This is a genomic window from Pseudorhodoferax soli (genome assembly GCF_003337555.1).
In the GTDB taxonomy this organism is placed as follows: Bacteria; Pseudomonadota; Gammaproteobacteria; order Burkholderiales; family Burkholderiaceae_C; genus Pseudorhodoferax; species Pseudorhodoferax soli.
Genome location: NZ_QPJK01000017.1, coordinates 14,163 through 34,954, shown reverse-complemented (window position 1 = coordinate 34,954; position 20,792 = coordinate 14,163). Strand labels below are relative to the sequence as shown.

At 72.0% G+C, this 20,792-nt stretch carries 19 protein-coding genes; 7 read left to right on the top strand and 12 right to left on the bottom strand.

Annotated elements, in window-relative coordinates; all coding sequences use genetic code 11:
• Positions 1-21 precede the first annotated feature (21 nt).
• Genes DES41_RS36155 through DES41_RS36140 form a run of 4 tightly spaced genes read right to left on the bottom strand, consistent with a single transcriptional unit; the run spans position 22 to position 5,305 of the window.
• Positions 22-1,374: an MmgE/PrpD family protein gene (locus DES41_RS36155; protein WP_114472530.1), complete on the bottom strand. Its 1,353-nt coding sequence runs from the start codon at positions 1,372-1,374 to the stop codon at positions 22-24.
• A 26-nt stretch (positions 1,375-1,400) separates the two neighbouring features.
• Positions 1,401-3,488, bottom strand: coding sequence for an acetate--CoA ligase family protein (locus DES41_RS36150; RefSeq protein ID WP_114472529.1), 2,088 nt, complete (start codon positions 3,486-3,488; stop codon positions 1,401-1,403).
• Positions 3,489-3,492: 4 nt separating this feature from the next.
• Complete coding sequence (locus DES41_RS36145; RefSeq protein WP_114472528.1) at positions 3,493-4,287, bottom strand: enoyl-CoA hydratase/isomerase family protein; 795 nt, start codon at positions 4,285-4,287, stop codon at positions 3,493-3,495.
• A 25-nt stretch (positions 4,288-4,312) separates the two neighbouring features.
• Positions 4,313-5,305 carry a tripartite tricarboxylate transporter substrate binding protein gene (locus DES41_RS36140; protein ID WP_114472527.1) on the bottom strand — a complete coding sequence of 331 codons (993 nt, stop codon included), beginning with the start codon at positions 5,303-5,305 and terminating at the stop codon, positions 4,313-4,315.
• A gap of 159 nt (positions 5,306-5,464) precedes the next feature.
• Here DES41_RS36140 and DES41_RS36135 point away from each other — a divergent pair, with 159 nt between their 5' ends.
• Positions 5,465-6,262: an IclR family transcriptional regulator gene (locus tag DES41_RS36135; RefSeq protein ID WP_114472526.1), complete on the top strand. Its 798-nt coding sequence runs from the start codon at positions 5,465-5,467 to the stop codon at positions 6,260-6,262.
• Between the two features lie 262 nt (positions 6,263-6,524).
• Here the strand turns inward: DES41_RS36135 and DES41_RS36130 are convergent, their stop codons facing one another.
• Complete coding sequence (locus DES41_RS36130) at positions 6,525-7,115, bottom strand: TetR/AcrR family transcriptional regulator (RefSeq protein ID WP_114472525.1); 591 nt, start codon at positions 7,113-7,115, stop codon at positions 6,525-6,527.
• Positions 7,116-7,205: 90 nt separating this feature from the next.
• Between DES41_RS36130 and DES41_RS36125 the strand changes: the two genes are divergently transcribed.
• From DES41_RS36125 to DES41_RS36110, 4 genes are all read left to right on the top strand, one after another.
• A complete protein-coding gene (locus DES41_RS36125; RefSeq protein WP_114472524.1) occupies positions 7,206-8,414 on the top strand; it encodes an MFS transporter in 1,209 nt (402 codons plus the stop codon).
• Positions 8,415-8,478: 64 nt separating this feature from the next.
• On the top strand, positions 8,479-9,732 hold the full coding sequence (locus tag DES41_RS36120) for a glycosyltransferase family 4 protein (RefSeq protein ID WP_114472583.1): 1,254 nt from the start codon (positions 8,479-8,481) through the stop codon (positions 9,730-9,732).
• Positions 9,729-10,883 carry a glycosyltransferase family protein gene (locus tag DES41_RS36115; RefSeq protein WP_114472523.1) on the top strand — a complete coding sequence of 385 codons (1,155 nt, stop codon included), beginning with the start codon at positions 9,729-9,731 and terminating at the stop codon, positions 10,881-10,883. The genes DES41_RS36120 and DES41_RS36115 overlap by 4 nt, the downstream gene beginning before the upstream one ends.
• Before the next feature lie 100 nt (positions 10,884-10,983).
• On the top strand, positions 10,984-11,310 hold the full coding sequence (locus DES41_RS36110) for a hypothetical protein (protein WP_245966039.1): 327 nt from the start codon (positions 10,984-10,986) through the stop codon (positions 11,308-11,310).
• Between the two features lie 44 nt (positions 11,311-11,354).
• Here DES41_RS36110 and DES41_RS36105 read toward each other — a convergent pair whose 3' ends face one another.
• A complete protein-coding gene (locus DES41_RS36105; protein WP_245966038.1) occupies positions 11,355-12,884 on the bottom strand; it encodes a CYTH and CHAD domain-containing protein in 1,530 nt (509 codons plus the stop codon).
• A gap of 22 nt (positions 12,885-12,906) precedes the next feature.
• On the bottom strand, positions 12,907-13,929 hold the full coding sequence (locus DES41_RS36100; protein ID WP_114472581.1) for a transporter: 1,023 nt from the start codon (positions 13,927-13,929) through the stop codon (positions 12,907-12,909).
• Positions 13,930-14,093: 164 nt separating this feature from the next.
• Between DES41_RS36100 and DES41_RS36095 the strand changes: the two genes are divergently transcribed.
• Entirely contained in the window at positions 14,094-15,584 is a 1,491-nt protein-coding gene (locus DES41_RS36095) for an AMP-binding protein (RefSeq protein WP_114472522.1), read from the top strand.
• Here the strand turns inward: DES41_RS36095 and DES41_RS36090 are convergent.
• A complete protein-coding gene (locus DES41_RS36090; RefSeq protein WP_114472521.1) occupies positions 15,581-15,970 on the bottom strand; it encodes a hypothetical protein in 390 nt (129 codons plus the stop codon). The genes DES41_RS36095 and DES41_RS36090 overlap by 4 nt on opposite strands.
• 203 nt (positions 15,971-16,173) lie before the next feature.
• On the opposite strand from DES41_RS36090, the gene DES41_RS36085 reads away from it, so the two are divergent.
• Positions 16,174-17,193: an SDR family oxidoreductase gene (locus DES41_RS36085; RefSeq protein ID WP_114472520.1), complete on the top strand. Its 1,020-nt coding sequence runs from the start codon at positions 16,174-16,176 to the stop codon at positions 17,191-17,193.
• Here the strand turns inward: DES41_RS36085 and DES41_RS36080 are convergent.
• The 4 genes from DES41_RS36080 to DES41_RS36065 are packed head-to-tail and all read right to left on the bottom strand — an operon-like array spanning position 17,174 to position 20,782.
• Positions 17,174-17,656 carry a low molecular weight protein-tyrosine-phosphatase gene (locus tag DES41_RS36080; protein WP_114472519.1) on the bottom strand — a complete coding sequence of 161 codons (483 nt, stop codon included), beginning with the start codon at positions 17,654-17,656 and terminating at the stop codon, positions 17,174-17,176. The genes DES41_RS36085 and DES41_RS36080 overlap by 20 nt on opposite strands.
• 23 nt (positions 17,657-17,679) lie before the next feature.
• The gene (locus tag DES41_RS36075) at positions 17,680-18,972 is read right to left on the bottom strand and encodes a four-carbon acid sugar kinase family protein (protein WP_114472518.1); all 1,293 of its coding nucleotides are present in this window, start codon (positions 18,970-18,972) and stop codon (positions 17,680-17,682) included.
• Complete coding sequence (locus DES41_RS36070; protein WP_114472517.1) at positions 18,969-20,240, bottom strand: ribulose-bisphosphate carboxylase large subunit family protein; 1,272 nt, start codon at positions 20,238-20,240, stop codon at positions 18,969-18,971. The genes DES41_RS36075 and DES41_RS36070 overlap by 4 nt, the downstream gene beginning before the upstream one ends.
• The gene (locus tag DES41_RS36065) at positions 20,240-20,782 is read right to left on the bottom strand and encodes a VOC family protein (RefSeq protein ID WP_114472516.1); all 543 of its coding nucleotides are present in this window, start codon (positions 20,780-20,782) and stop codon (positions 20,240-20,242) included. The genes DES41_RS36070 and DES41_RS36065 overlap by 1 nt, the downstream gene beginning before the upstream one ends.
• Positions 20,783-20,792: the final 10 nt, after the last annotated feature.

Genomic DNA, 20,792 nt, shown 5'->3' with positions numbered 1-20,792 from the left:
GGCCATTTTCACACCGCCGATTCAGCGGTCCCCAGGGGCGCCGGGCGTCGCTGGCAGCGCTGCCGCCCGCTCCAGCGTCCACAGCTGGGCCAGCAGATCCTTGGCCCCCACATCCCCGATCACCGGCCCCGACAGCTCCAGGAATTTGCTCTCCAGCTCCGCATCCGACAGTGGCAGCTCCGGGTCGCCCTTGCGGTTGGGCTGCAGGTGCACCAGCTTCGCGCCGCTGTGCGTGGAGATCTCCACCCGCGCGGCGCGCTGGCCTGGAAACGCGGCGTCGATCTGCGGGTCCACGCGCACGTCGATGCGCGTCATGAGCTCGCGCGCACGCACATCGTCCAACTGCGCCGGCTCGTAGGCCGCCAGCCGCACGCTGCCACGCGCCAGCGCCGTGGCCACCACGTAGCGCAGGCTGAAGCGCGCCTCGTTGGCCGTGGCCGGCTTCTCGTAGCAGGCGATGTCCAGCGCGGGCCGGTAGGTGTCCACCTGCACATGGGCGATGTCGTCGGCCTGCAGGCCGTGTTGTTCGCGCAGCGCCAGTGCGCCGTCGACGGCCGCGAAGGTGTGGCCGCAGCCGATGTGGTTCTTGAAGGTCAGCCGCGTGATGTGGAAGTCGCGGCCCAGCGTGGCGCCGACCTGCGACCAATCGGGGCCGTCGCCCATGGCCCGGCCCAGGCCGGCCTCGCCGTCCAGCACGTCGAGCGAGCCGGTCACGCCGCGCGCCGCCAGCTGCGCGGCCAGCAGGCCGGCCTCGGCCGCGCGGCCGGCGTGCAGGGGCTTGGACATGGAGTCCATGCGGAAGGCCTGCTGCAGCCCGGCGGCAAAGGTGGCGGCCGTGGCCAGCGCGTGCGCGAACGGCTGGGCGCCGAGCCGCAGCGCGCCGGCGGCCGCGGCCGCGGCGCCGAAGGTGCCCACCGTGCCGGTGTTGTGCCAGTACTGGTAGTGCGGCCGGCCCAGCACCACACCGATGCGCGTGGACACCTCGTAGCCCAGCACCAGCGCGCGCAGGAAGTCCAGGCCACTGGCACCCGCGTCCTGGCTGGCGGCCAGCGCGGCGGCGATGGTGGCTGCGCCGGGGTGGTACATCGCGTCGCGGAAGCTGTCGTCCACCTCGGCCGCGTGGGCCGCCGTGCCGTTGTACAGCGCAGCGGCGCGCGCGGTGGCGCTGCGGCCGTTGCCCAGGCGTGCGCGGCCGCGGTCCAGGTCGTCGGCCAGCACCTGTTCGAGTTGCGCCAGCGGGGCAGTCGCCAGGCCGGGGAACAGCGCGGCGTACCAGTCGATCACGGCGCGCTTGGCGTGGTGGACTACCTCGTCGGGGAGCGCGGTGCGGTGGTAGTCCTGGGCGTAGTGGCCGAACACTTCAGTGGCATGCATGGCGGGGTCTTCCGGACTGGGTTCGCTCAGGCCAGCACGACCACGCCGTCGGCAGCACGCACGCCTTGCCCTTGGGCCTGCACGAACACTGGGTTGATCTCCGCCTCCACCAGCCGCTCGCCCAGCTGTGCCGCCATCTGCGAGAACGCCACGATGGCCGTGACCAGCGCCTTTACATCGGCCTTGGGCCGGCCACGGAAGCCGTCCAGCAGCGGCCAGCTCTTGAGCGCCTGCGCCATCGCCAGCGCATCGGCGCGCGAGAGGCCACCTTCAGGGGGCAGCAGGCGCATGGTGGTGTCCTTGAACAGTTCTGCCGTCACGCCCCCCATGCCCAGCAGGATGGCCGTGCCCAGCGCGTCGCGGTGCATGCCCAGAATCAGCTCGGTGCCGCTGCCCACCATCTCCTGCACCAGGAAGCGCCTGGGCTGCACGCCGGCCTTGGCTTCGACCTCGGCCGCCATGGCCACCAGGCGCGCGCCCACGGTGTCGGCCGTCAGGCCCACGGCCACGCCACCCACGTCGCTCTTGTGCGTGATCTCGGCCGAGAGGATCTTCAGCACCACGCGGCCGCCCAGCTCGCGCGCGGCGGCCTCGGCCTCGGCCGGCGTGGCCACGATGCGCTCGCCCGCGCAGGGCACGCCGAAGCGCGTGAAGAGTTGCTTGGCCTGGTACTCGTCCAGCGAGCCCGATGGCAGGTCGTCCAGCGCCACCGGGGCGGCAGGCGCGCTGGCCTCGACCTGGGGCTGCAGGTGTGCGACCTGGTACATCGCGCGCAGCGCCGCCGTGCAGCTCTCGGCCGCCGCGAAGGCGGGCACGCCGCGCTGCGTCAGCAGGGCGCCCACCTCGGGCGCATGCGGGCTCACATACGCGATGACCGGCTTGTCGGAGTTCGGCAGGCAGTCCTGGATGGCGCCGGCCAGCAGCTCGGGCATGGCCAGGCTGGACGAGCCCACGATGATGGTCAGCGCGTCGTAGCTGTCGCTCTTGAGCAGCACGTTGATGGCGCCGCGCAGCAGCGCGGGCTGCAGGCCGGCGAGCGTCACGTCGATGGGGTTGCGGTCGAGCACGGCGTGGTCGCCGGTCTGCAGGGCGCGCAGGGCCTCGGCCGTGGCCGCGTCGGGCGCGGGCGTGTCGAAGCCGGCCATGCCCAGGTCGTCGGACACCAGCGTGCCGGCGCCGCCCGTGGAGGTCAGGATGGCCACGCGCTTGCCTTGCAGCCTGCGGCCGGTGGCCAGCGCGGCCGGGATGTCGAGCAGCTCGCCGAAGGTCTGCGCGCGGATCACGCCGACCTGCTGGAACAGCGCGTCGTACATGCGGTCGGCGCCGGCCAATGCGCCGGTGTGCGAGACGGCGGCCTTGGCACCGGCCTCGGAGCGGCCGATCTTGAACGCCACCACCGGCTTGCCCTTGCGCGCGGCCTTCAGGCAGGCGTTGCGGAACTTGGCCGGGTCGCGCACGGTTTCCACGTACAGCGCGATGACCTTGGTGGCTTCGTCGTCGGCCAGGTGGTCGATGAAGTCGGCCAGCTCCAGGTCCACCTCGTTGCTGGTGGAGATCAGCTTGGACAGGCCCACGCCGCGCGCTGCGGCACGCGACAGCAGCGCACCCAGGATGCCGCCGCTTTGCGACACCACGCCGATGCCGCCCACGGGGAAGTGCGCCATCTCCAGCGCTCCGGTGGCCGACAGCACGATGTTGTCGGTCAGGTTCACGAGGCCAATGGTGTTGGGGCCGAGGATGCGCATGCTGCCTGCGGCCTCGATCAACTGCTTCTGGCGGCGCGCGCCGTCTTCGCCGGTCTCGGTGTAGCCGCTGGCCAGCACGATGGCGGCGGCGCAGCCACGCGCTGCCAGGTCGCGCACCGCCAGGTGGGCACGCTCGGCGCCCAGCAGCACGATGCCCACGTCGGGCACGCCGGGCAGGGATGCGATGTCGGGGTAGCAGGTCAGCTCGCCGATGCGGTCGACCTTGGGGTTCACCGGGTAGATGGCGCCCGCGAAGCCGTGCTTGACGAGGTAGGAAACGGGGCGTCCTGCAGTCTTGCCGGCGTCTGCCGAGGCGCCGATGACGGCGACGCTGCGCGGCTGCAGCAGGCGGGAAATGGCGTCGTTCATGGCATCACTCCTTGGCGGCAGCGGTCTTGTTGAGGAAGGCTTCGACCGAGGCGCGGTGCTCGCTGCTGGTGTAGCAGATGCCTTGCGCCTGGCTGCCCTGCGCGAACACGTCGTGCGAGGACAGCTCGAAGCTCTGGTTCAGGATGGTCTTGGTCAGTGCGAGCGCGGTGGCCGAGCCGCGGCCGAGCTCGGCGGCCCAGGCCTGCGCGTCGGCCACCAGCGTCTCGGCGCTGGTCTTGCGGTCGATGATGCCGAGCGACAAGGCTTCGTCCGCCTTCACCACGCGGCCGGTGAAGATCAATTCCTTCGCCCTGGGCAGGCCCACGCGGCGGGGCAGGAAGTACATGCCGCCGCCATCGGGAATGATGCCGCGGTGGATGTACGACCAGGTGAAGCTGGCCCACTCGCTGGCGATGACGAAATCGCAGGCCAGTGCGGTGTCCGCACCCAGGCCCGAGGCCGCGCCGTTGACGGCCGCGATCACCGGCTTGGGCATGGTGTGCAGCAGGGCCTGCACATGGTGCACGCGCTGCTGGCGGTGCCAGCCGTTGAAGCCCACCTCGCCAGTCGGTGCGTTCATGCGCTTTTGCATGCCGGCGATGTCGCCACCGGCGCAGAAGCCCTTGCCGGCGCCCGTCAGCACCAGGGCCTTGATGGCCTTGTCGGCGGCCACGCGTTCCAGCGCATCGATGAATTCGGTGCGCATGTCATCGCTCAAGGCGTTGCGCTTGTCGGGGCGGTTCAGGGTCAGCGTGGCGATGCTGTCGTGTACCTGCAGGGTGATGAGTTCGTAGGGCATGTGGGTCTCCTGGATGGGGTGAGGTTCAGTCGGCCTTGATGCCGTTTTCCTTGACGATGCGGGCCCAGCGGGCTTCTTCGGCGCGCACGTAGGTGTCGAGTTCGGCCGGGTCGCCTGCGGCGATGTTCAGGCCCTCCTGCTCCACCTTGCGCGTGAAGTCCGGCGAGCGCGCGGCCTTGCGTCCGGCGGCGTTCAGGCGGTCGATCACGTCCTTGGGCGTACCGGCCGGCGCGTACAGGCCGTACCAGCTCTCCACGGCGTAGCCGGGGATGGTCGCGGCGATGGTGGGCACGCCTTTGAAGGCAGGGGAGGGCACCGCGCTGGTCACGGCGATGGCGCGCAGCTGGCCGCGCTCCACGAACGGTGCCACGGCCGCGGCCGTGCCGAAGAACATCTCGACCTGCCCGCCCATGAGGTCGGTCATCGCCGGGCCGGCGCCGCGGTAGGGGATGTGCAGGGTCTTGACCTTGGCCAGGTTGTCGAACATCTCGCCGGCCAGGTGGGCCGAGGTGCCGGCGCCCTGCGACGCATAGGTCAGCTTGCCCGGGTTGGCGTTGGCGGCGGCCAGCACGTCGGCCACCGTCTTGAACGGGCTGGCCGGGCGCACCACCAGCACGTTGGGGCCGCGGCCGACCAGGATCACCGGCGCGAAGGCCTTGGCGTTGTCGAACGGCAGCTTGGACTGCAGGCTGGGGTTCACCGCATGCGCGAAGCTGGCCATCACCAGCGAGTAACCATCGGGCTGGGCCTTGGCGATGGCGTCCGTGCCGATGATGGTGCCGGCGCCGGGCTTGTTGTCGATGATGACGGGCTGGCCCAGGTCCTTGGACATTTCCTGCCCCAGCGTGCGCGCGATCAGGTCGGTGCCACCGCCGGGCGAGAACGGCACGACGATGCGCACGGGCTTTTGCGGGAAGGTGTTGGCCGACGCGGCGCCGACGGCGAGCAGGCCGACGATGAGCAGGGATGCGGCGAAGGCGCGGCGGGTGTGAAAGGGGCGGAAGGTGGGTTGACGCATGTGAATGTCTCCATGGCTGTGAGGGCCGCAAGGCCCGGGCTGTGGCGGCGCCGCGCTGCGATCACCGTGCGCTGAGCTTAGGAACTTCGCCCGCCAAAGTAACCCCGTCAATTCCACTCAGTGGAACAGCGATACTGCGCCGTCACTGCAGGGAACGCCATGGAATCCGTCCGCACCGTCATCGCCCACGACAAGCCCGGCCTGTCGCCCGCCAACCGTTCGCTGGAGCGCGGCATCGAGCTGCTGCGCGCCTTCCGGCAGGGCTCGGAGCTGCTGGGCAACGGCGAACTGGCCGAGCGCACTGGCCTGTCCAAATCCACCGTCAGCCGACTGACGCAGACCCTGGTCGGCACCGGCATGCTGCAGCTGGACACGGCACGCCGCGCCTACCGGCTCGCCCCCGCCGTGCTGAGCCTGGGCCACGCCATGCGCTCGGGCTCGCAGGTGCTGGCGATCGCGGCGCCGCTGATGCGTGTGTTGGCGGAGGGCCAGCGCATCAACGTCGGCCTGGCCGCGCCCGACCGCGACGAGATGGTCTACCTCGAATCCATCCGCTACAACCGGCGCGTGATCCTGCGGCACGTGGTGTCGGGCCAGCGCATTCCGATGGAGCTGACCTCGCTCGGCCGGGCCTACCTGGCGGTGGCGCCGGAGCCGCGTCGCAAGCGGCTTCTCGCCGTGTTCCGCGACCGCCGGCGGACCGGATGGCCGGCGCTGTCGCGCGCCATCGACGAAGCCCACGCGGCCGTGCAGCGCGACGGCTTCTGCGCCGCATCCTGGCAGCCCGAGGTGGTCGCGCTGGCGGCGCCGCTGGTGCTGGACGACGCGGCCTACGCGCTCAACGTCAGCGTGTCGACGGCCGAGCCGATGGCCAGCGTGGCGGCGCAGCTCGCGCCCCGCCTGCTGCAGCTCGTCGCGGACATCCGCAGCGGCCATGCGCGGCGGCTGCCGGATTGAGTGCTGCAGACCAGCGCGTGACTGCAGCTACCTCTGCAGTCTCAGTCTGTTACGAGCCCTGCCATGCCGCGCACCGCCCCAGACCATCCTTCGCCGGTGCGCCGGCGCGCGCCGAACCCGGCTCTGGCCTGGACTGCCGCCATGCAACGGACCTTCGTGGGCGCCTCCAGCGCGCCCTCCCGCTGTACGCGTTGTACCGCCAGGCCTGGGTCTCTAGGCACTCACGCAGACCGCGGTGTTCGCCAGCGACGCCTTCGCGCGCTCAGCGGCTGCGCGAAGGCTTGTCGGTCACTGCATCCGCGCAGGCTGCGGCCCAGCCGGCCACCTGCTGCGCGCTGGCCGGGACCATGCCGAACAGCAGCCGGTAGATGATGGGGGCGACCAGGCGGTCCATCACGTCCTCGACCGTCGGCACGGCGTCGCCCCGCGCTGCGCCGCGCTGCACCAGCACCGACACCACACCGGCCGTGAACTGCGCGCACTGGCAGGTGCCGGCCGCGTCGCCGCGCCCGGCGGCGGCGACCACGTCGCGCAGCATCGCCTGGCCCACCTCGGACGACATCTCTTCGTGGAACTGGTCGGCCCACAGCAAGAGGTCGCCCCGGAAACTGCCGGTGTCCGCCGGTTCGCCCTCGGGCCGCATGCGCTCGACCGAGACATCGGCCAGCAGTTCCGCCAGATCGCCCCAGCGGCGGTAGATGGTGGACGGCGTGACGCCGGCGCGCGCCGCGATGAGCGGCACGGTCAGCGCATCGCGCCCATGCTGCTCGATCAGTTCGCGCGTGGCCTGGTGCACGGCAGACTGGACGCGCGCGCTGCGCCCGCCGGGCCGGAGATTGGGGCGTGGAGGCATGGCGCCATCTTAAAGCAAAGCGTTTGCGTTATGAGTGGAGCCAGTGCACAATGGCGCAAACGCTATTTCTTTGCGTTTGAGAAGCTGCGCATGCCCACCTCCAGCCCCGCCACCACTCCTTCGCCGCGCCAACCGCTGGCGCCCAAGCCGGCGCTGTGGTGGACCGCCGCGATGATGGTCACCTTCCTGGCGGCGTCCAGCGCGCCGTCGCCGCTGTACGCGCTGTACCGCGAGGCCTGGGGCTTTTCGGCGCTCACGCTCACGTGGGTGTTCGGCAGCTACGCGTTCGCGCTGCTCGCGGCCCTGCTGATGTTCGGGCGGCTGTCGGACCACCTGGGCCGGCGCCGCGTGATCGTCGGCGCGCTGGTGCTGGAGTTCCTGTCGGTCGTGCTGTTCTGGCAGGCCGAGTCGGTGGCCTGGCTGCTGGCAGCGCGCATCCTGCAGGGCGTGGCCACCGGCATCGCCACGAGCGCGCTGAGTTCCATGCTGCTCGACCTGAATCCGCTGCGCGCGTCGATGATGAACGGGGTCGCGCCGATGGTCGGCATGGCGCTCGGCGCGCTGGGCACGGCGGCGCTGGTGCAGTTCGCGCCGGCGCCCACGCGGCTGGTCTACGAGGTGCTGCTGGCCATGCTGGCCGTGCAGGTGGTGGTGGCGTTGCGCCTGCCCGATACCGTGGCGCACCGGGCCGGTGCCTGGGGCTCGCTGCGCCCGCAGATGGCCGTGCCGCCAGGTGCGAGCGCGGTGCTGCAACGCCTGCTGCCGGCCAACACCGTGGGCTGGGCGCTGATGGGCTTCTTCCTGTCGCTGGGGCCCACGCTGGCGCGGCAGGTGACCGGCAACGCTGCACCGTTGACGGGCGGCGCGTTGATCGCGGCCATGGTGCTGCCGGGGGCACTGGCCAGCGTGGTCATGCAGCGCCGGCTGGCGGCGCAGGCCCTGGTGCTCGGTGCGGGCGGGCTGACACTGGGCATGGTGCTGGCCCTGGCCGGCGTCCACTGGCATGCACCGGCGGCCTTCTTCGCCGGTGCCCTGGTCGCCGGCTTCAGCATGGGCTGCAGCTTCAGCGGCACGCTGCGCACGCTGGTGCCGCTGGCGCCGCCGCAGCAGCGCGCCGGCCTGATGGCCAGCTTCTTCGTCTGCAGCTATTTGGCGTTCAGCGTGCCGGCGATCCTGGCGGGCCTGGCGACCGGCTGGTTCGGCCTGCACGCGACCGCGCTGGGCTACGGCGCCTTGCTGCTGGCGCTGGCTGTGGTGGCGGCGTTCGGCTCGCGCGGGCTGGTGGCCGCCAAGCCATAGCAGCGACACCGAACTGCCATGGCAGCGTCACGCCGTTGACTTGGGCGGCCCGCAGCATGGCGCCATGCCGCAAGCCGAACCCGCTCCCATCGTCGTGGACGAGTTCGCGCCGGCCCGGCGCGTGCTGCGTCTGGCCTTCGTCACCGAGACCTACCCGCCCGAGGTCAACGGCGTGGCGGCCACCATCGCCTGCGTGGTGCAGGGCCTGCGCGCGCGCGGCCACCAGGTGCAGCTGGTGCGGCCGCGCCAGGATGCTTGCGATGAGGGCGACGCTGCACACGCGAGCGCCGCCGAGGTGCTGATGCGCGGCCTGCCGATCCCGCGCTACCCGCACCTCAAGATGGGCCTGCCCGCCACGCGTGCGCTGGTACGGCTGTGGACGCTGTCGCGGCCCGATGTCGTGCACATCGTCACCGAAGGCCCGCTCGGCTGGTCGGCGCTGCAGGCCGCGCGCAAGCTGCGCCTGCCGGTGAGCTCGGATTTCCGCACCAACTTCCAGGCCTACGGCCAGCACTACGGCCTGGGCTGGCTGCACAAGCCGCTGATGGCCTACCTGCGCAAGTTCCACAACCGCTGCGACCTGACCATGGTGCCCACCGAGTCGCTGCGCCAGCAGCTGGCTGGCCAGGGCCTGGAGCGCCTGCGCGTGGTGGCGCGCGGGGTGGACGCCGAGCGCTTCGACCCGGTGCGCCGCAGCGCTGCGCTGCGTGCGCAATGGGGCGCCGATGCGGCGACGCCCGTGGTGCTGCACGTCGGCCGGCTCGCGCCCGAGAAGAACCTCTCGCTGCTGCTGCAGGCGGTGCAGGCGATGCGCCGCATCGACCCGCGCGTGCGCCTGGTCATGGTGGGCGACGGCCCGCTGCGTGCCGAGCTGGAGCGCGCGTGGGCCGGCCAGGGCGTGGTGTTCGCCGGCGCCCGGCGCGACGAAGACCTGGCCACGCACTACGCCAGCGGCGACATCTTCCTGTTCCCCAGCGTCACCGAGACCTTCGGCAACGTGACGCCCGAGGCCATGGCCAGCGGCCTGGCGGTGCTGGCCTACGGCTATGCGGCCGCGGCCCAGCTCATCACCGAAGGCGAGAGCGGCCTGCTGGCGCCGCTGGAGCAGCCCGCACGGTTCATTGCCCAGGCCGAGCGGCTGGCGCGCGACTGCGCGCTTGTGCAGGGGCTGCGGCTGCAGGCGCGTGCCGCAGCCGTGGCGCTGGCCTGGCCGCAGATCGTGGGCGAGCTCGAATCGGCCTTCGAAGCGCTGTCGCGCCAGGGCACGGCCGGCATCCGCGCGGCGACGGGCTCGCGTGCGGTGGCCGGCCTGCCGTGAAGGTCCAGCTGGTCTACTTCAACGCCGGCGGCGGCCACCGCGCGGCCGCGCAGGCCCTGCTGGCCGCCTGCGTGCAACAGCAGCGCCCCTGGGACGTGCAGGCTGTCAATCTCGTCGACGTGGTCGATCCGCAGGGCCTGTTCCAGCGCTGCACCGGCATGGCGCCCGAAGACCTCTACAACGCCCGGCTGGCACGCGGCTGGACACTGGGGCTCGCGCAGGAGCTCAAGCTGCTGCAGGGCCTCATCCGGATGGCCCACGGCCAGCTGTGCCAGCGGCTGGCTGCGCACTGGCGCGCAAGCCGGCCCGACCTGGTGGTCTCGCTGATCCCCAACTTCAACCGGGCGCTGGGCGAGAGCGTTGCCCAGGCCCGGCCCGGCGTGCCGTTCATGACGGTGATGACCGACATGGCCGACCACCCGCCGCATTTCTGGCGCGCCGAGGGCGTGGAACAGCACCTGGTCTGCGGCACGCCGCATGCGCTCGCCCAGGCCCGCGCTGCCGGCCACGACGCGCGCCGGCTGCACCTCGTCTCGGGCATGCCCGTGCACCCGGACTTCTACGCGCCCATGGCGCTGGACCGCGCGGCCGAGCGCCGTGCGCTGGGCCTCCCGGACCCGGACACGGGCCCGCCAGTCGGCGTGGTCATGTTCGGCGGTGCCGGCTCCATGGTGATGGAGCGCATCGCCCGGCTGCTGCCGGATACCCCGTTGATCCTGCTGTGCGGCCACCACCGCCGGCTCGCCCAGCGCCTGCGCGCGTTGCCGGCGCCCGCGCCCCGCGTGGTACAGAGCTTCACGCGCGAGGTGCGGCGCTACCTGGCGCTGGCTGACTTCTTCATCGGCAAGCCCGGCCCCGGCAGCATGAGCGAAGCCTTGCTGATGGGCCTGCCGGTGCTGACCACGCGCAACGCCTTCACCATGCCGCAGGAGCGCTACAACACCCAGTGGCTGCAGGAGCAGGGCCTCGGGCTGGTGCTGCCGGGCTTCTCGGGCGTCGCTTCCGCCGTCCGTGCGCTTTGCGAACGAATGCCCGCTTATCGTGCACGGGTCGCACTGTTAAGGAACCGATCTGTCTTTGAAGTGCCCGATTTGATGGCGAAATTGGTTCAACATGCACCATCGCTGGGTCATCTGCAATTGGTGGCGTGACAATCGGGTCACGAATTGGTCATGCAATTGACACAATTTTCGTGGGGTAAGCAGTGTCCAATCAGGGTTTGCGCTAATCCCGAGCGCCAGGAAGACCCAGTTGAACGCCATCAAAGAAGCCAAGAAACTCATCGCCAAGGACCCTTTCAGGCCCTCGGCCAAGACCCTCGCCGACCTCGTCCTGTCCCTCGAATCGGGCGAGCCTTTCCAGCTCGAACGGCTCTACGCGCTGCAGCTCAGCGACTTCGATCTGGCCGTGCAGATCATCCGGGAATGGCGCCTGGACCGGTACTACGCCGGCAAGGCCAAGCTGTACGACTTCGCCGTGCAGGCCAGCGCGCTGAACCAGCCTGAGCAGGCCGCCGCACCGCAGCAGCAGCAAATGGCCGGCATCGCAGCCGACGCGCCGATCAGCAGCCCCTCCTGAGCCCTCCGGAATTCGGCCTGAGCCCGGCCTGAGCCAGGCCTGGGTCAGTCCTTCTTCTTGCGCCAGAACGGCCGGGCCGCCCCAGCCAGTTCCGCGAGCGCAAGGCCGGCCTGGTGCGCACTGTGCGGCGCCCGGGCCTGCAGCCAGCCCACCGCGAACCAGGCGCGCGGCTCCTGCTCTGCCGCCGCGCGGTAGCTCTCCAGCGCCACCACCTCGTCGTAGTACGCGCCCAGCGCGTCCTGGGCGGGTTCCAGCGCGCGCGTGAACTGCGCGGCGCGGCGCGGCGCAAAGCACGCGCCCACGAATTCGGCCAGGTAGCGCAGGCGCTTCAGGCGCTTGCGCAGGCTGTGCCGCGCCTCGGGCGCCAGCTTCTCGAAGCGCTCGCCTTCCTTGCCCACGCGGCGGTGCAGCTTGTCCAGCCGCTGGCGCAGGTGGCGTTGCGTGTCGTGCGGCGTCAGGCCCTTGCCAGCGGCTGCGGCGGCAAAGCCGATCAAGCCCACCAGCGCGGTCTGCAGGCCGGCATCGTGCACCGCCTGTGCCGGGGTGGGCGCGCTGTCGTCCACCGGCGCCAGCACGATGACGGGGCTGCCGGCGGCCAGCAGCCGCGGCTGCATCAGCGCCTGCAGCTGCTGGCGGTCGCGCCGCACGCCCAGCACGCGGAAGGCCTGCGCCAGCGGCGCCTCCCAGGCCGGGTCGAGCCCCGGGCCCAGCCGCGCCAGCTCGCGCAGCGCGGTGCGCAGCCGGCGCAGGCCCACGCGCAGCTGGTGGATCTGCCCGGCGTCCTCGCTGCCCGCGGCGATCTCGCTCGCATTCGGCAGGATCTGCGCCAGGCAGGCGCCGACCACGGCGCGCTGCACCGTGGCGCCGTCCGGAAAACCGCTGCCGGCGGGCCACTGCGGCGCGCTGGCCTTGACCGCCGCGCGGGTGGACTGGCCATGTGCGAGCCGCAGCCCGCGCTCGGACTTGGTCACGGTGCTGAGCGTCAGCCCGTGGCGCGCGGCCCATTCGGCGGCAACCGCCGTGAGGTCGCGCACATCGCCCTCGAGCAGCTCGAGTTCCAGCTCGCAGACCACGGCGCTGCGCGGCAGGCCGCCATCGGGCGCGGGTGCCAGCACGCGGCCCTGGTCCAGCGCGACCTCGATGCGGCTCGCGCCCACCTGCAGCTCCTGCGTGGCGCGCCAGATGTCGGTGCCGTAGACCTCGACCAGCGGTGTGCCGGCGTGGCGCAGCACATGGTCCAGGCGCTTGCCCACCGGCGTGCCGGCATGGCGGGCGGGATCGGCCTGCAGCCCCTGCTGCCCTTGCGGCCCTTGTGATTTGCGCGCCGGGCCCAGGTCCACGTTGTGTTCCAGCCGCTGCACCGGGCCGTCGCCCAGGGCCTTGGCGGTCTGCACCCAGCGCTGGCCTTCCTTGCGCAGGCGCAGGGCCACGCCGTGTGCGGCCAGGTCGCCGTGCGGCGTATCGAAGTAGCGGGCCTGCAGGTGCGTGCGGCGGCTGCCCGGGCCGCGCAGTGCGGCCTCGAGTGCGGGCAGGGCGGCGCGGGGGATGTCGAACTTGAATTCGATTTCGGTCATGGAAGAGGACATGGCAGGCATGCTAACGGTCGTTGTGGCCGCGGAAGGCCAGCCAGCCGGCCACCGCCGTGAAGGCGATGACCACGGCCACCAGGATCCAGAAGCCGTGCGTGTTCTCGGCCAATGGCACACCGCCCACGTTCATGCCGAACAGGCCGGCCAGGATGTTGATGGGCAGGGCCAGCACGGTGACCACGGTGAGCACGAACAGGCTGCGGCTGGTGCGCTCGTTGACGGCTTCGGCGATCTCTTCCTGCAGCAGCTTGATGCGCTCCTGCAGTGCCGCCATGTCGCGCAGCGCCACCGAGAACTCCTCGGTCGCCTGGCGCAGTTCGTCCACGTCGCGCTCGACCATCCAGGTCGGCGGGTGCTGCAGCAGGCGGAACAGTGCGGCCGGCTCGGGCGCGAGCAGCCGCTGCAGCCGCACCAGCAGCCGGCGCAGCACACCCAGGCGTGTGCGCTTGTGCTGCAGCCGGCCTGCGAGCAATGCGTCCTCGACCTCGTCGATGCGCCGCGTGACGCCGCGCACCACGTCGACCAGCACCTCGGCCTGCGAGCGCAGCAGCCACTCCAGCAGCTCGGTGGTCGAGCGCAGGGGCTCGCCGCGCCGGATGGCCGTGCGCAGGCGGTCGATCGAGCGCAGCGGCGACTGGCGCGCCGTGACCACCAGCCGCCGGTCCACGCCGATCCACAGCGTGGCGATGTCGGAGGACTCGAACGCGAAGTCGAACTGCACGTCGTTGATGACCGCGATCAGCGCAGCCTGGTCGCGCTCCAGCCGCGTGGAACGGTGGTCGTCGTGCAGCGTGTCGTAGAAGGACTCGGGCAGCTGCGCGTGGCGCTGCAGCCAGCGCTCGGCACCGGCGTGCGACAGGTTGAAGTGCAGCCAGACGAAGCCGCCGTCCGTGGCACCGGCCAGCCACTGCGCCGCCTCGTCGGATCCGATGGGGCAGGCCGCGGTGGCAGTTTCGAAGCGGTAGCCACAGACCAGGCCATGCGCATCGGCGCCATAGCGTGTAGGTTCGATCGGGAGGTCGCTGTCCATGGCGTCGGGCAACCGGTCATGCTGCATCCGGGATGTTGCATTGGTGTGACAGTTCGGTGGCGCACGCAGAGCGCCGGGGCCGGGCAGCCGAGGAAGCCAAGGACGCCAGGGCGGCCGCCATCCGGCCGGATTGAACCTATGCTCGCGGCCGGAGACCTTCGCCCATGAACCTTGCCGTCCTGCTCGACCAATCCGCCACCCGACACGCCGGCCTGCCGGCCGTCTGCCTCGGGGCCGACACGCTCTGGACCTTTGCGCAACTGCGCACCCGTGCAGCGGCCATCGCCGCGGCGCTGCGTGCGCGCCATGTGCCCGGCGCGCGCATCGCGCTGGTCTCGGAGAACCGGCCGGAGTTCGTCGAGCTGCTGTTCGGCATCTGGGCCGCCGGCCTGGTCGCCGTGCCCGTCAACTACAAGCTGCACGCGCGCGAAGTGGCCCAGATCGTCGAGGACGCGCAGGTGGCCCTGCTGTTCGCCTCGCCGGAGCTGGCGCCGGCCCTGCAGGGCCTGCCGTGCCAGTGCATCGCGCTGGACAGTCCGGCCTACGGCGCCCTGCTGGCGCCGGCCGCGCTGCAGATCGCACCGGTGGCGGCCGACACGCTCGCCTGGCTGTTCTACACCAGCGGCACCACCGGCCGCTCCAAGGGCGCCATGCTCACCCACGGCAACCTGGTGGCCATGGCGGTGGCGCACCTGGCCGACATCGAGCCCGAGCTCGGCCCGCAGTGCAGCCAGCTGCATGGCGCGCCGATGTCGCATGGCTCCGGCCTGTACCTGCTGCCATCGCTGGCGCGCGGGGCGCGCCAGGTGGTGCCGGCCTCCCATGGCTTCGAGCCGGCGGAGTTCCTCGCGCTGTGCGATGCGCACCCCGGCTGCGGTGCCTTCCTTGCGCCGACCATGGTGCAGCGCCTGCGCGAGGCGCTGGCCGCGCGCGGTGGCCAGCGCCCGCAGCATCTGCGCTGCATCGTCTACGGTGGCGGGCCGATGTACCTGGAGGAGCTGCGCCGCGCCATGGACGCCTTCGGCCCGGTGTTCGCCCAGATCTACGGCCAGGGCGAGACGCCCATGACCATCACCGGCCTGACGCGCGCCGAGCACAGCAGTGCACCGGCGCACCAGCTGGCCTCGGTCGGCTGGGCCCGCAGCGGCACCGAGGTCGCGGTGCTCGATGCGCAGGGCCAACCATTGCCGCCGGGCGAGCCGGGCGAGATCGCGGTGCGCGGCGCCACGGTGATGGCCGGCTACTGGCGCAACGCCGAGGCCTCGGCCCAGGCCTTGCGCGGCGGCTGGCTGTGGACCGGCGACATCGGCGTGCAGGGAGAGAACGGCTGCCTGACGCTGCGCGACCGCTCCAAGGACGTGGTCATCAGCGGCGGCTCCAACATCTACCCGCGCGAGGTGGAAGAGGTGCTGCTCACGCACCCCGGCGTGGCAGAGGCCTGCGTGGTCGGCGCGCCGGACGCGGAGTGGGGCGAGGTCGTCGTCGCCCATGTGGTGGCTGCACCCGGTGCGGTGGTCGATGCGGCCGCGCTCGACGCGCATTGCCTGGCGCAGATCGCGCGGTTCAAGCGGCCCAAGCGCTATGTGTTCGTCGACGCGCTGCCCAAGAACAGCTACGGCAAGGTGCTCAAGCGCGCATTGCGCGAGACGGCCTAGATGCTGTCGTCGTCGCCCGTGCCTTCGATCGGGTCGTCCTCGCTCTCGCCATCCTCGCCGGCCAGGCCCGGCACTTCGTCCAGCGCATCCCGGCCGGCGCCCACGCCGGGCGTGACGATGCGGTCGGGCAGGATGTCGGCGTTGGCGCGGCCATCGTCGCCCACGGCCGAGGCGCGTTCGCCCGTGCCCGAGGCGTCGCTGTCGGAGTCGTGGCCGTTCACCACCGCGCCCCATTCGGCGGGGTTGTCGGCCTCGGTCGCCATGCGGCGTTCGCCCTGCACATCGCTGCCGCTGTCCGACGTGTCGCTGGGGCCCAGCGTGTCGACGTCGTTGCCGCTGGGTCGGGTGGCGGGCGTCTCGCCGCCCAGGATGCTGCTGCGTGCCATGTGTCTTTCTCCTTGGTTTCGTGCTGCCCACCAGCCTAGTGCGCGCGTGCCGGCGGCGCTGTAGGCCGCCGCGTCAGCGGACGTAGGAAGGCTGCGGCATCTGGATGCAGCGCACCGGCTGACACATGGCTGCGCCGCCGTCCGAAACAGCCCGCCCTCGGGGCCGCGCAGCATGGCGGCAACAGCCGCATTCAGGAGATTCCATGCCCCGCAAGAGTCCATCCCCGACCGCCCAGGCCCACGACACCGCCCGCAAGCAGCAACGCATCCAGCGCGAACAGGACCACCGCGACGCCGAAGCCCGCGCCCAGGCCAAGGGCCAGCCGCAGGCCAGCGCCAAGAAGGGCAAGAAGCCCGCACCCGGACCGCAGCGCGAAGAGCCGGCACCGCCCCTGTCGCGCCAGCACCTGGCCAAGCCCGGCCACGAGGCCGAGATGGCGCAGAAGCCGCGCTTCGAGGCCCCGCATTACAAGGGCAGCGGCAAACTGTCCGGCTTCGCCACGCTGGTGACGGGCGGCGACTCGGGCATCGGCCGAGCCGTGGCCGTGCTCTACGCGCGCGAAGGCGCCGATGTCGCCATCGTCTACCTCGACGAGCACGAGGACGCCGTGCAGACACGCCAGCTGGTCGAGGCCGAAGGCGGGCGCTGCCTGCTGATCCCCGGCGACGTGAAGGACCCTGCGTTCTGCCGCGATGCCGTGGCCCAGACCGTGCAGGCCTTCGGCAAGCTCGACGTGCTGGTCAACAACGCAGCCTTCCAGGAGCATGCGCAGGACATCGAGGACCTGAGCGAGGAGCGCTTCGACGAGACCCTGCGCACCAATGTCTACGGCTACTTCCACATGGCCAAGGCGGCCGTGCCGCACCTGCAGCGTGGCGCCAGCATCGTCAACTGCGGCTCGGTCACGGGGCTCAAGGGCAGCAAGCACCTGCTGGACTATTCCGCCACCAAGGGCGCGATCCATGCGTTCACGATGTCGCTGGCGTCCAACCTCATGGACAAGGGCATCCGCGTCAACGCCGTGGCGCCGGGCCCGGTCTGGACACCGCTGAACCCGGCCGACAAGCCGGCCGACGAGATCGAACAGTTCGGCGCCGGCACGGACATGGGCCGGCCCGCGCAGCCCGAGGAGATCTCGCCGGCCTTCGTGTTCCTGGCCGCGCCCTGTTGTTCCAGCTACATCAGCGGCATCGTGCTGCCCGTCACGGGCTCGGTGGGCTGATCCGGGCCAACAGGCCGTCCACGCCGCTGTCGATCAGGTCGAAGGCGTGGATGAAGTCCTGCGCGCCGCCGTACCAGGGGTCGGGCACGTCCTCGCCTGCATGGCCGGGCGCGAAGTCCAGCATCAAGGCGATCTGCGCATGGGCGCCTGCCGGCGCCTGGCGGCGCAGCGCTGCGCAGTGCGCCTGCGTCATGCCGACGATCCAGTCGAAGCGCGCGAAGTCCTCGCGCCGCACCTGGCGCGCGCAGTGCTCGTGGGCCGGCACGCCGCGGCGCTTCAGTTCGGCCGCGGCGCGGCGGTCGAACGGGTTGCCGCGCTCTTCGTCGGAGATGGCGGCACTGTCGACCTCCAGCTGCAGGCCGGCCGCGCGGGCCTTGTGCACCAGCAGCGCATGGGCCGTGGGCGAGCGGCAGATGTTGCCGGTGCAGATGAACAGGACGCTGTGGAGACGTGCAGGGGGCATGCGCGGATTGTGGCGCGCCGCTGTCAGGCGCTGCCGTGCACCAGCCGTTCGAACAGGTCCGGCGTGCCCATCTGCCCGCCCTTGAGCGCGATCTCGCTGCCGTGCAGCGTGGCGTCGTCGCTGTGCATGCGGCACAGCGAGACCCCCGGCGCCACGGCGCCAGCGTAAGACAGTCCCCAGGCGGGCAGCGCCTGCACCGCCAGGCTGGAGGTGTCCCCGCCGGCCACGCCCACGCGTGCCAGCGGCTGCGCCGCCAGCACCTGGGCCAGCAGGGCGCCGCCGGCCAGCGCGAGCGCGCGTGCATCGAGCGGCTGCGGGCCGGACTGCTGCGGCGCCACCGTGCAGGCCAGCACATGGCGGCCCTGGCGCAGCAGCGCCGCGATGCGCTGCGCGGCCTGCGCGCGGTAGGCGGCTTCGCTCGCCAGCGCGGGCGCGTCCAGCCAGAGCTTCTCGTAGGAGTGCGCGGCCTGCACCTGTTCGGCCGTGACCGGCGAGAGGCTGCCGGCCAGCACGAACACCGGCCCCCGCGCCGGAGCCACGGCGGGCGATGGCGCCAGCGCCGCGGTGGCGATGGCCGGCGCCAATGCCTGCACCACGCCGCTGGCGCCGGCCACCAGCAGCGGTGCGCGCTGCGCCTCGCGCCACAGCAGCGGGCCGATGCGGGTCAGGTCGGCGTTGTCGGCCACGTCGAACAGCACGCCGTCCGGCGCACCGTCGGCCAGCCGCTGCCAGTGCTCCCAGGGGTCGGCGGCGCGCAGCGCGGGCCAGGGCAGCAGCGCGAGCCGCTCCAGGCCCTGCAGCGCCAGGTGCAGGCGCAGGTCGGCCTCGGCCATGGGCGTGACCGGATGGTGCGCCATGGTCGGGTGCCGGTCGATGCGGTGCACCTCGCCGGCGCTGCCGGCCCGCGCGAACAGGTTGCCGAACAGGCAATGGCGGCCCAGGTCGGGCTGGCCGCCGACGATGGCGGTGCGCGTGCCCGGCGGCAGCGCCGCGCGCAGGGTCTGCAGCGCCACGCCGATGCTGCCCACCTGCGGCGCGCTGTCGAAGGTCGAGCACAGCTTGTAGTGCAGCACGCGCGCGCCCAGGCGCCGGAACAGCGGCACCACGGGCGCGAGCTCGGCCCGCATCGCGTCGGGCGCCATGGAGCGCGCCGAGCCGGCCAGGCCCACGCAGTCCAGCGGGCCGGCGGCCCGCAGCTGCGCACCGCTGGGCGGGCGCAGGAACAGCAGCGCCCGCAGGCCGGCCCGCGCGGCCGTGCCCAGCGTGTCGGTGGCGCCGGTGAAGTCGTCGCCGTACCAGAGCAGCGCAGGGCTCACGGCGTGCCGAAGAAGGCCAGCGCCTGCGCGAGCTCGGGCGCCTGGCGCGCGGCCTCGGCCAGCGGCTGGCCCGTGCGCACGGCCGCCCAGGCCTGGCGGATGCTGGCCACGCCGGCAGCCGGGCCGCCCGGGTGCGCGAGGATGCCGCCGCCGGACATGAAGAGCAGGTCGTCGCGGCCGATGGCGGCCCAGGTCGGCGGCACGGTGCCGGCCCATTGGCCGGACGAGAAGGCCGGCATCACGGCGTCGTCCAGCCCTTCGGCCAGCGGCGTGTAGCAATCGTGGGCCGAGCCGATGACTTCAGCGTCGGCCTGCGCGAACTTGCCGGCCAGGCCGTGCACATGCATGTGGTCCACGCCGGCCAGGCGCCACAGCGTCTGGTAGGCCTGGAACGAGATGCCCAGCAGCGGGTGGCGCGACAGCGCGCCGAAGCCGTTGCGGTGGCCGTGCAGCGCCAGCGGCGTGTGGCGGCGCAGGGCCTGGATGGCGGAGAAGCCGCACCAGTTCAGGCTGGCCATCACGCAGCTGCCGCCTTCGCGCTGGACCAGGTCGGCGTGGCGGCGCATGGCGTCCACCTCGTCGGTGATGTTGAAGGCCACCATCACCAGCTTGCCGGTGCGCTGCTGGTGGGCGCGGACCACGGCCATCACGGCCGGCACGCGCTCGGCCAGCGGCGCGTGGTCGGGGTCGGCGCAGACCTCGTCGTCCTTGATGAAGTCCACGCCAGCCGCGCACAGCCGGCCCACCAGCTCGGCCGTCTGCACGCTGGAGAAGCCCACGTTGGGCTTGATGATGGTGCCGACCAGCGCGCCCTGTGCCACGCCGGTGGCGGCGCGCGTGCCGGCGATGCCCAGGCGCGGCAGGTCGAAACGGCGGCGGTAGCCCGCGGGCACCTGCAGCGTCTCGAGCCGCATGCCGGTGCTCTCGCCCAGGTCGTACAGGTTGCCGGCCACGGTGGCTGCCAGCGTGGGCAGGTTGGCGCCGATGTTGGCCACGGGAAAGGACAGCCGCACACGCGCCCGCCGCCAGGGGCCGGGCACCTGCTGGCGCTTGAGCCGCGCGTTGGGCAGGCTCGGCGCCGCGGCGCTGTCCAGCGGCTCGACGCCTTCCACCGTGGCGCGGGCGCGCGCACGCAGTGCGTCGGTCTCGCCTTCCACGCGCTTGAAGGTGCCGCAGGACTGTTCGCCGGCCATGACCTCGGCCACGGCCGCCGGGTCCAGCGGCGTCTCGATCAGGTAGCTGGCGTGGATGCGGTCCGGTGCCGTCATCACAGGGTGCTCAGATCGGGGAACGGCCGCACCCGGTCGGTCTTGCCGTCCCAGGTCTCGGACGCTGCGCGGATCATGTCGAACATCCTGCCCTTGGGGCCGGCGACCTCGGACAGCTCGATCACCGTGCCCGGGTGGTACTCGGTGTCGAAGTAGACGAAGCGCCCGCGCTCGCCCACCTCGCCGCTCATGACCGGCTTGAAGCCCTCGGCCGTGAGCCGCGCCAGATCGGCGTCGTAGTCGCTGGTCCAGTAGGCCACGTGCTGCAGCCCGGTGCGGCCGGCCTGCAGGAAGTCGCGGTACATCGAGGGCACGTCGTTGCGGGTCTGGATCAGTTCGACCTGCACGTAGCCCGAGTTCGCCAACGCCACCGAGTTGTGCGGCTGGTGGCCTTCGCCGCGGTAGCGGTAGTTCACGATGGGCACCCGGGGGTTGTAGAACCAGGGCCCCACGCCCAGCGTGCGGCTCCAGTAGTCCATGGCGGCCTCGATGTCGTGGACCACGTAGCCCAGCTGGCGGATGGCACCGAAATGACGGCTCATGTCTGTCGTC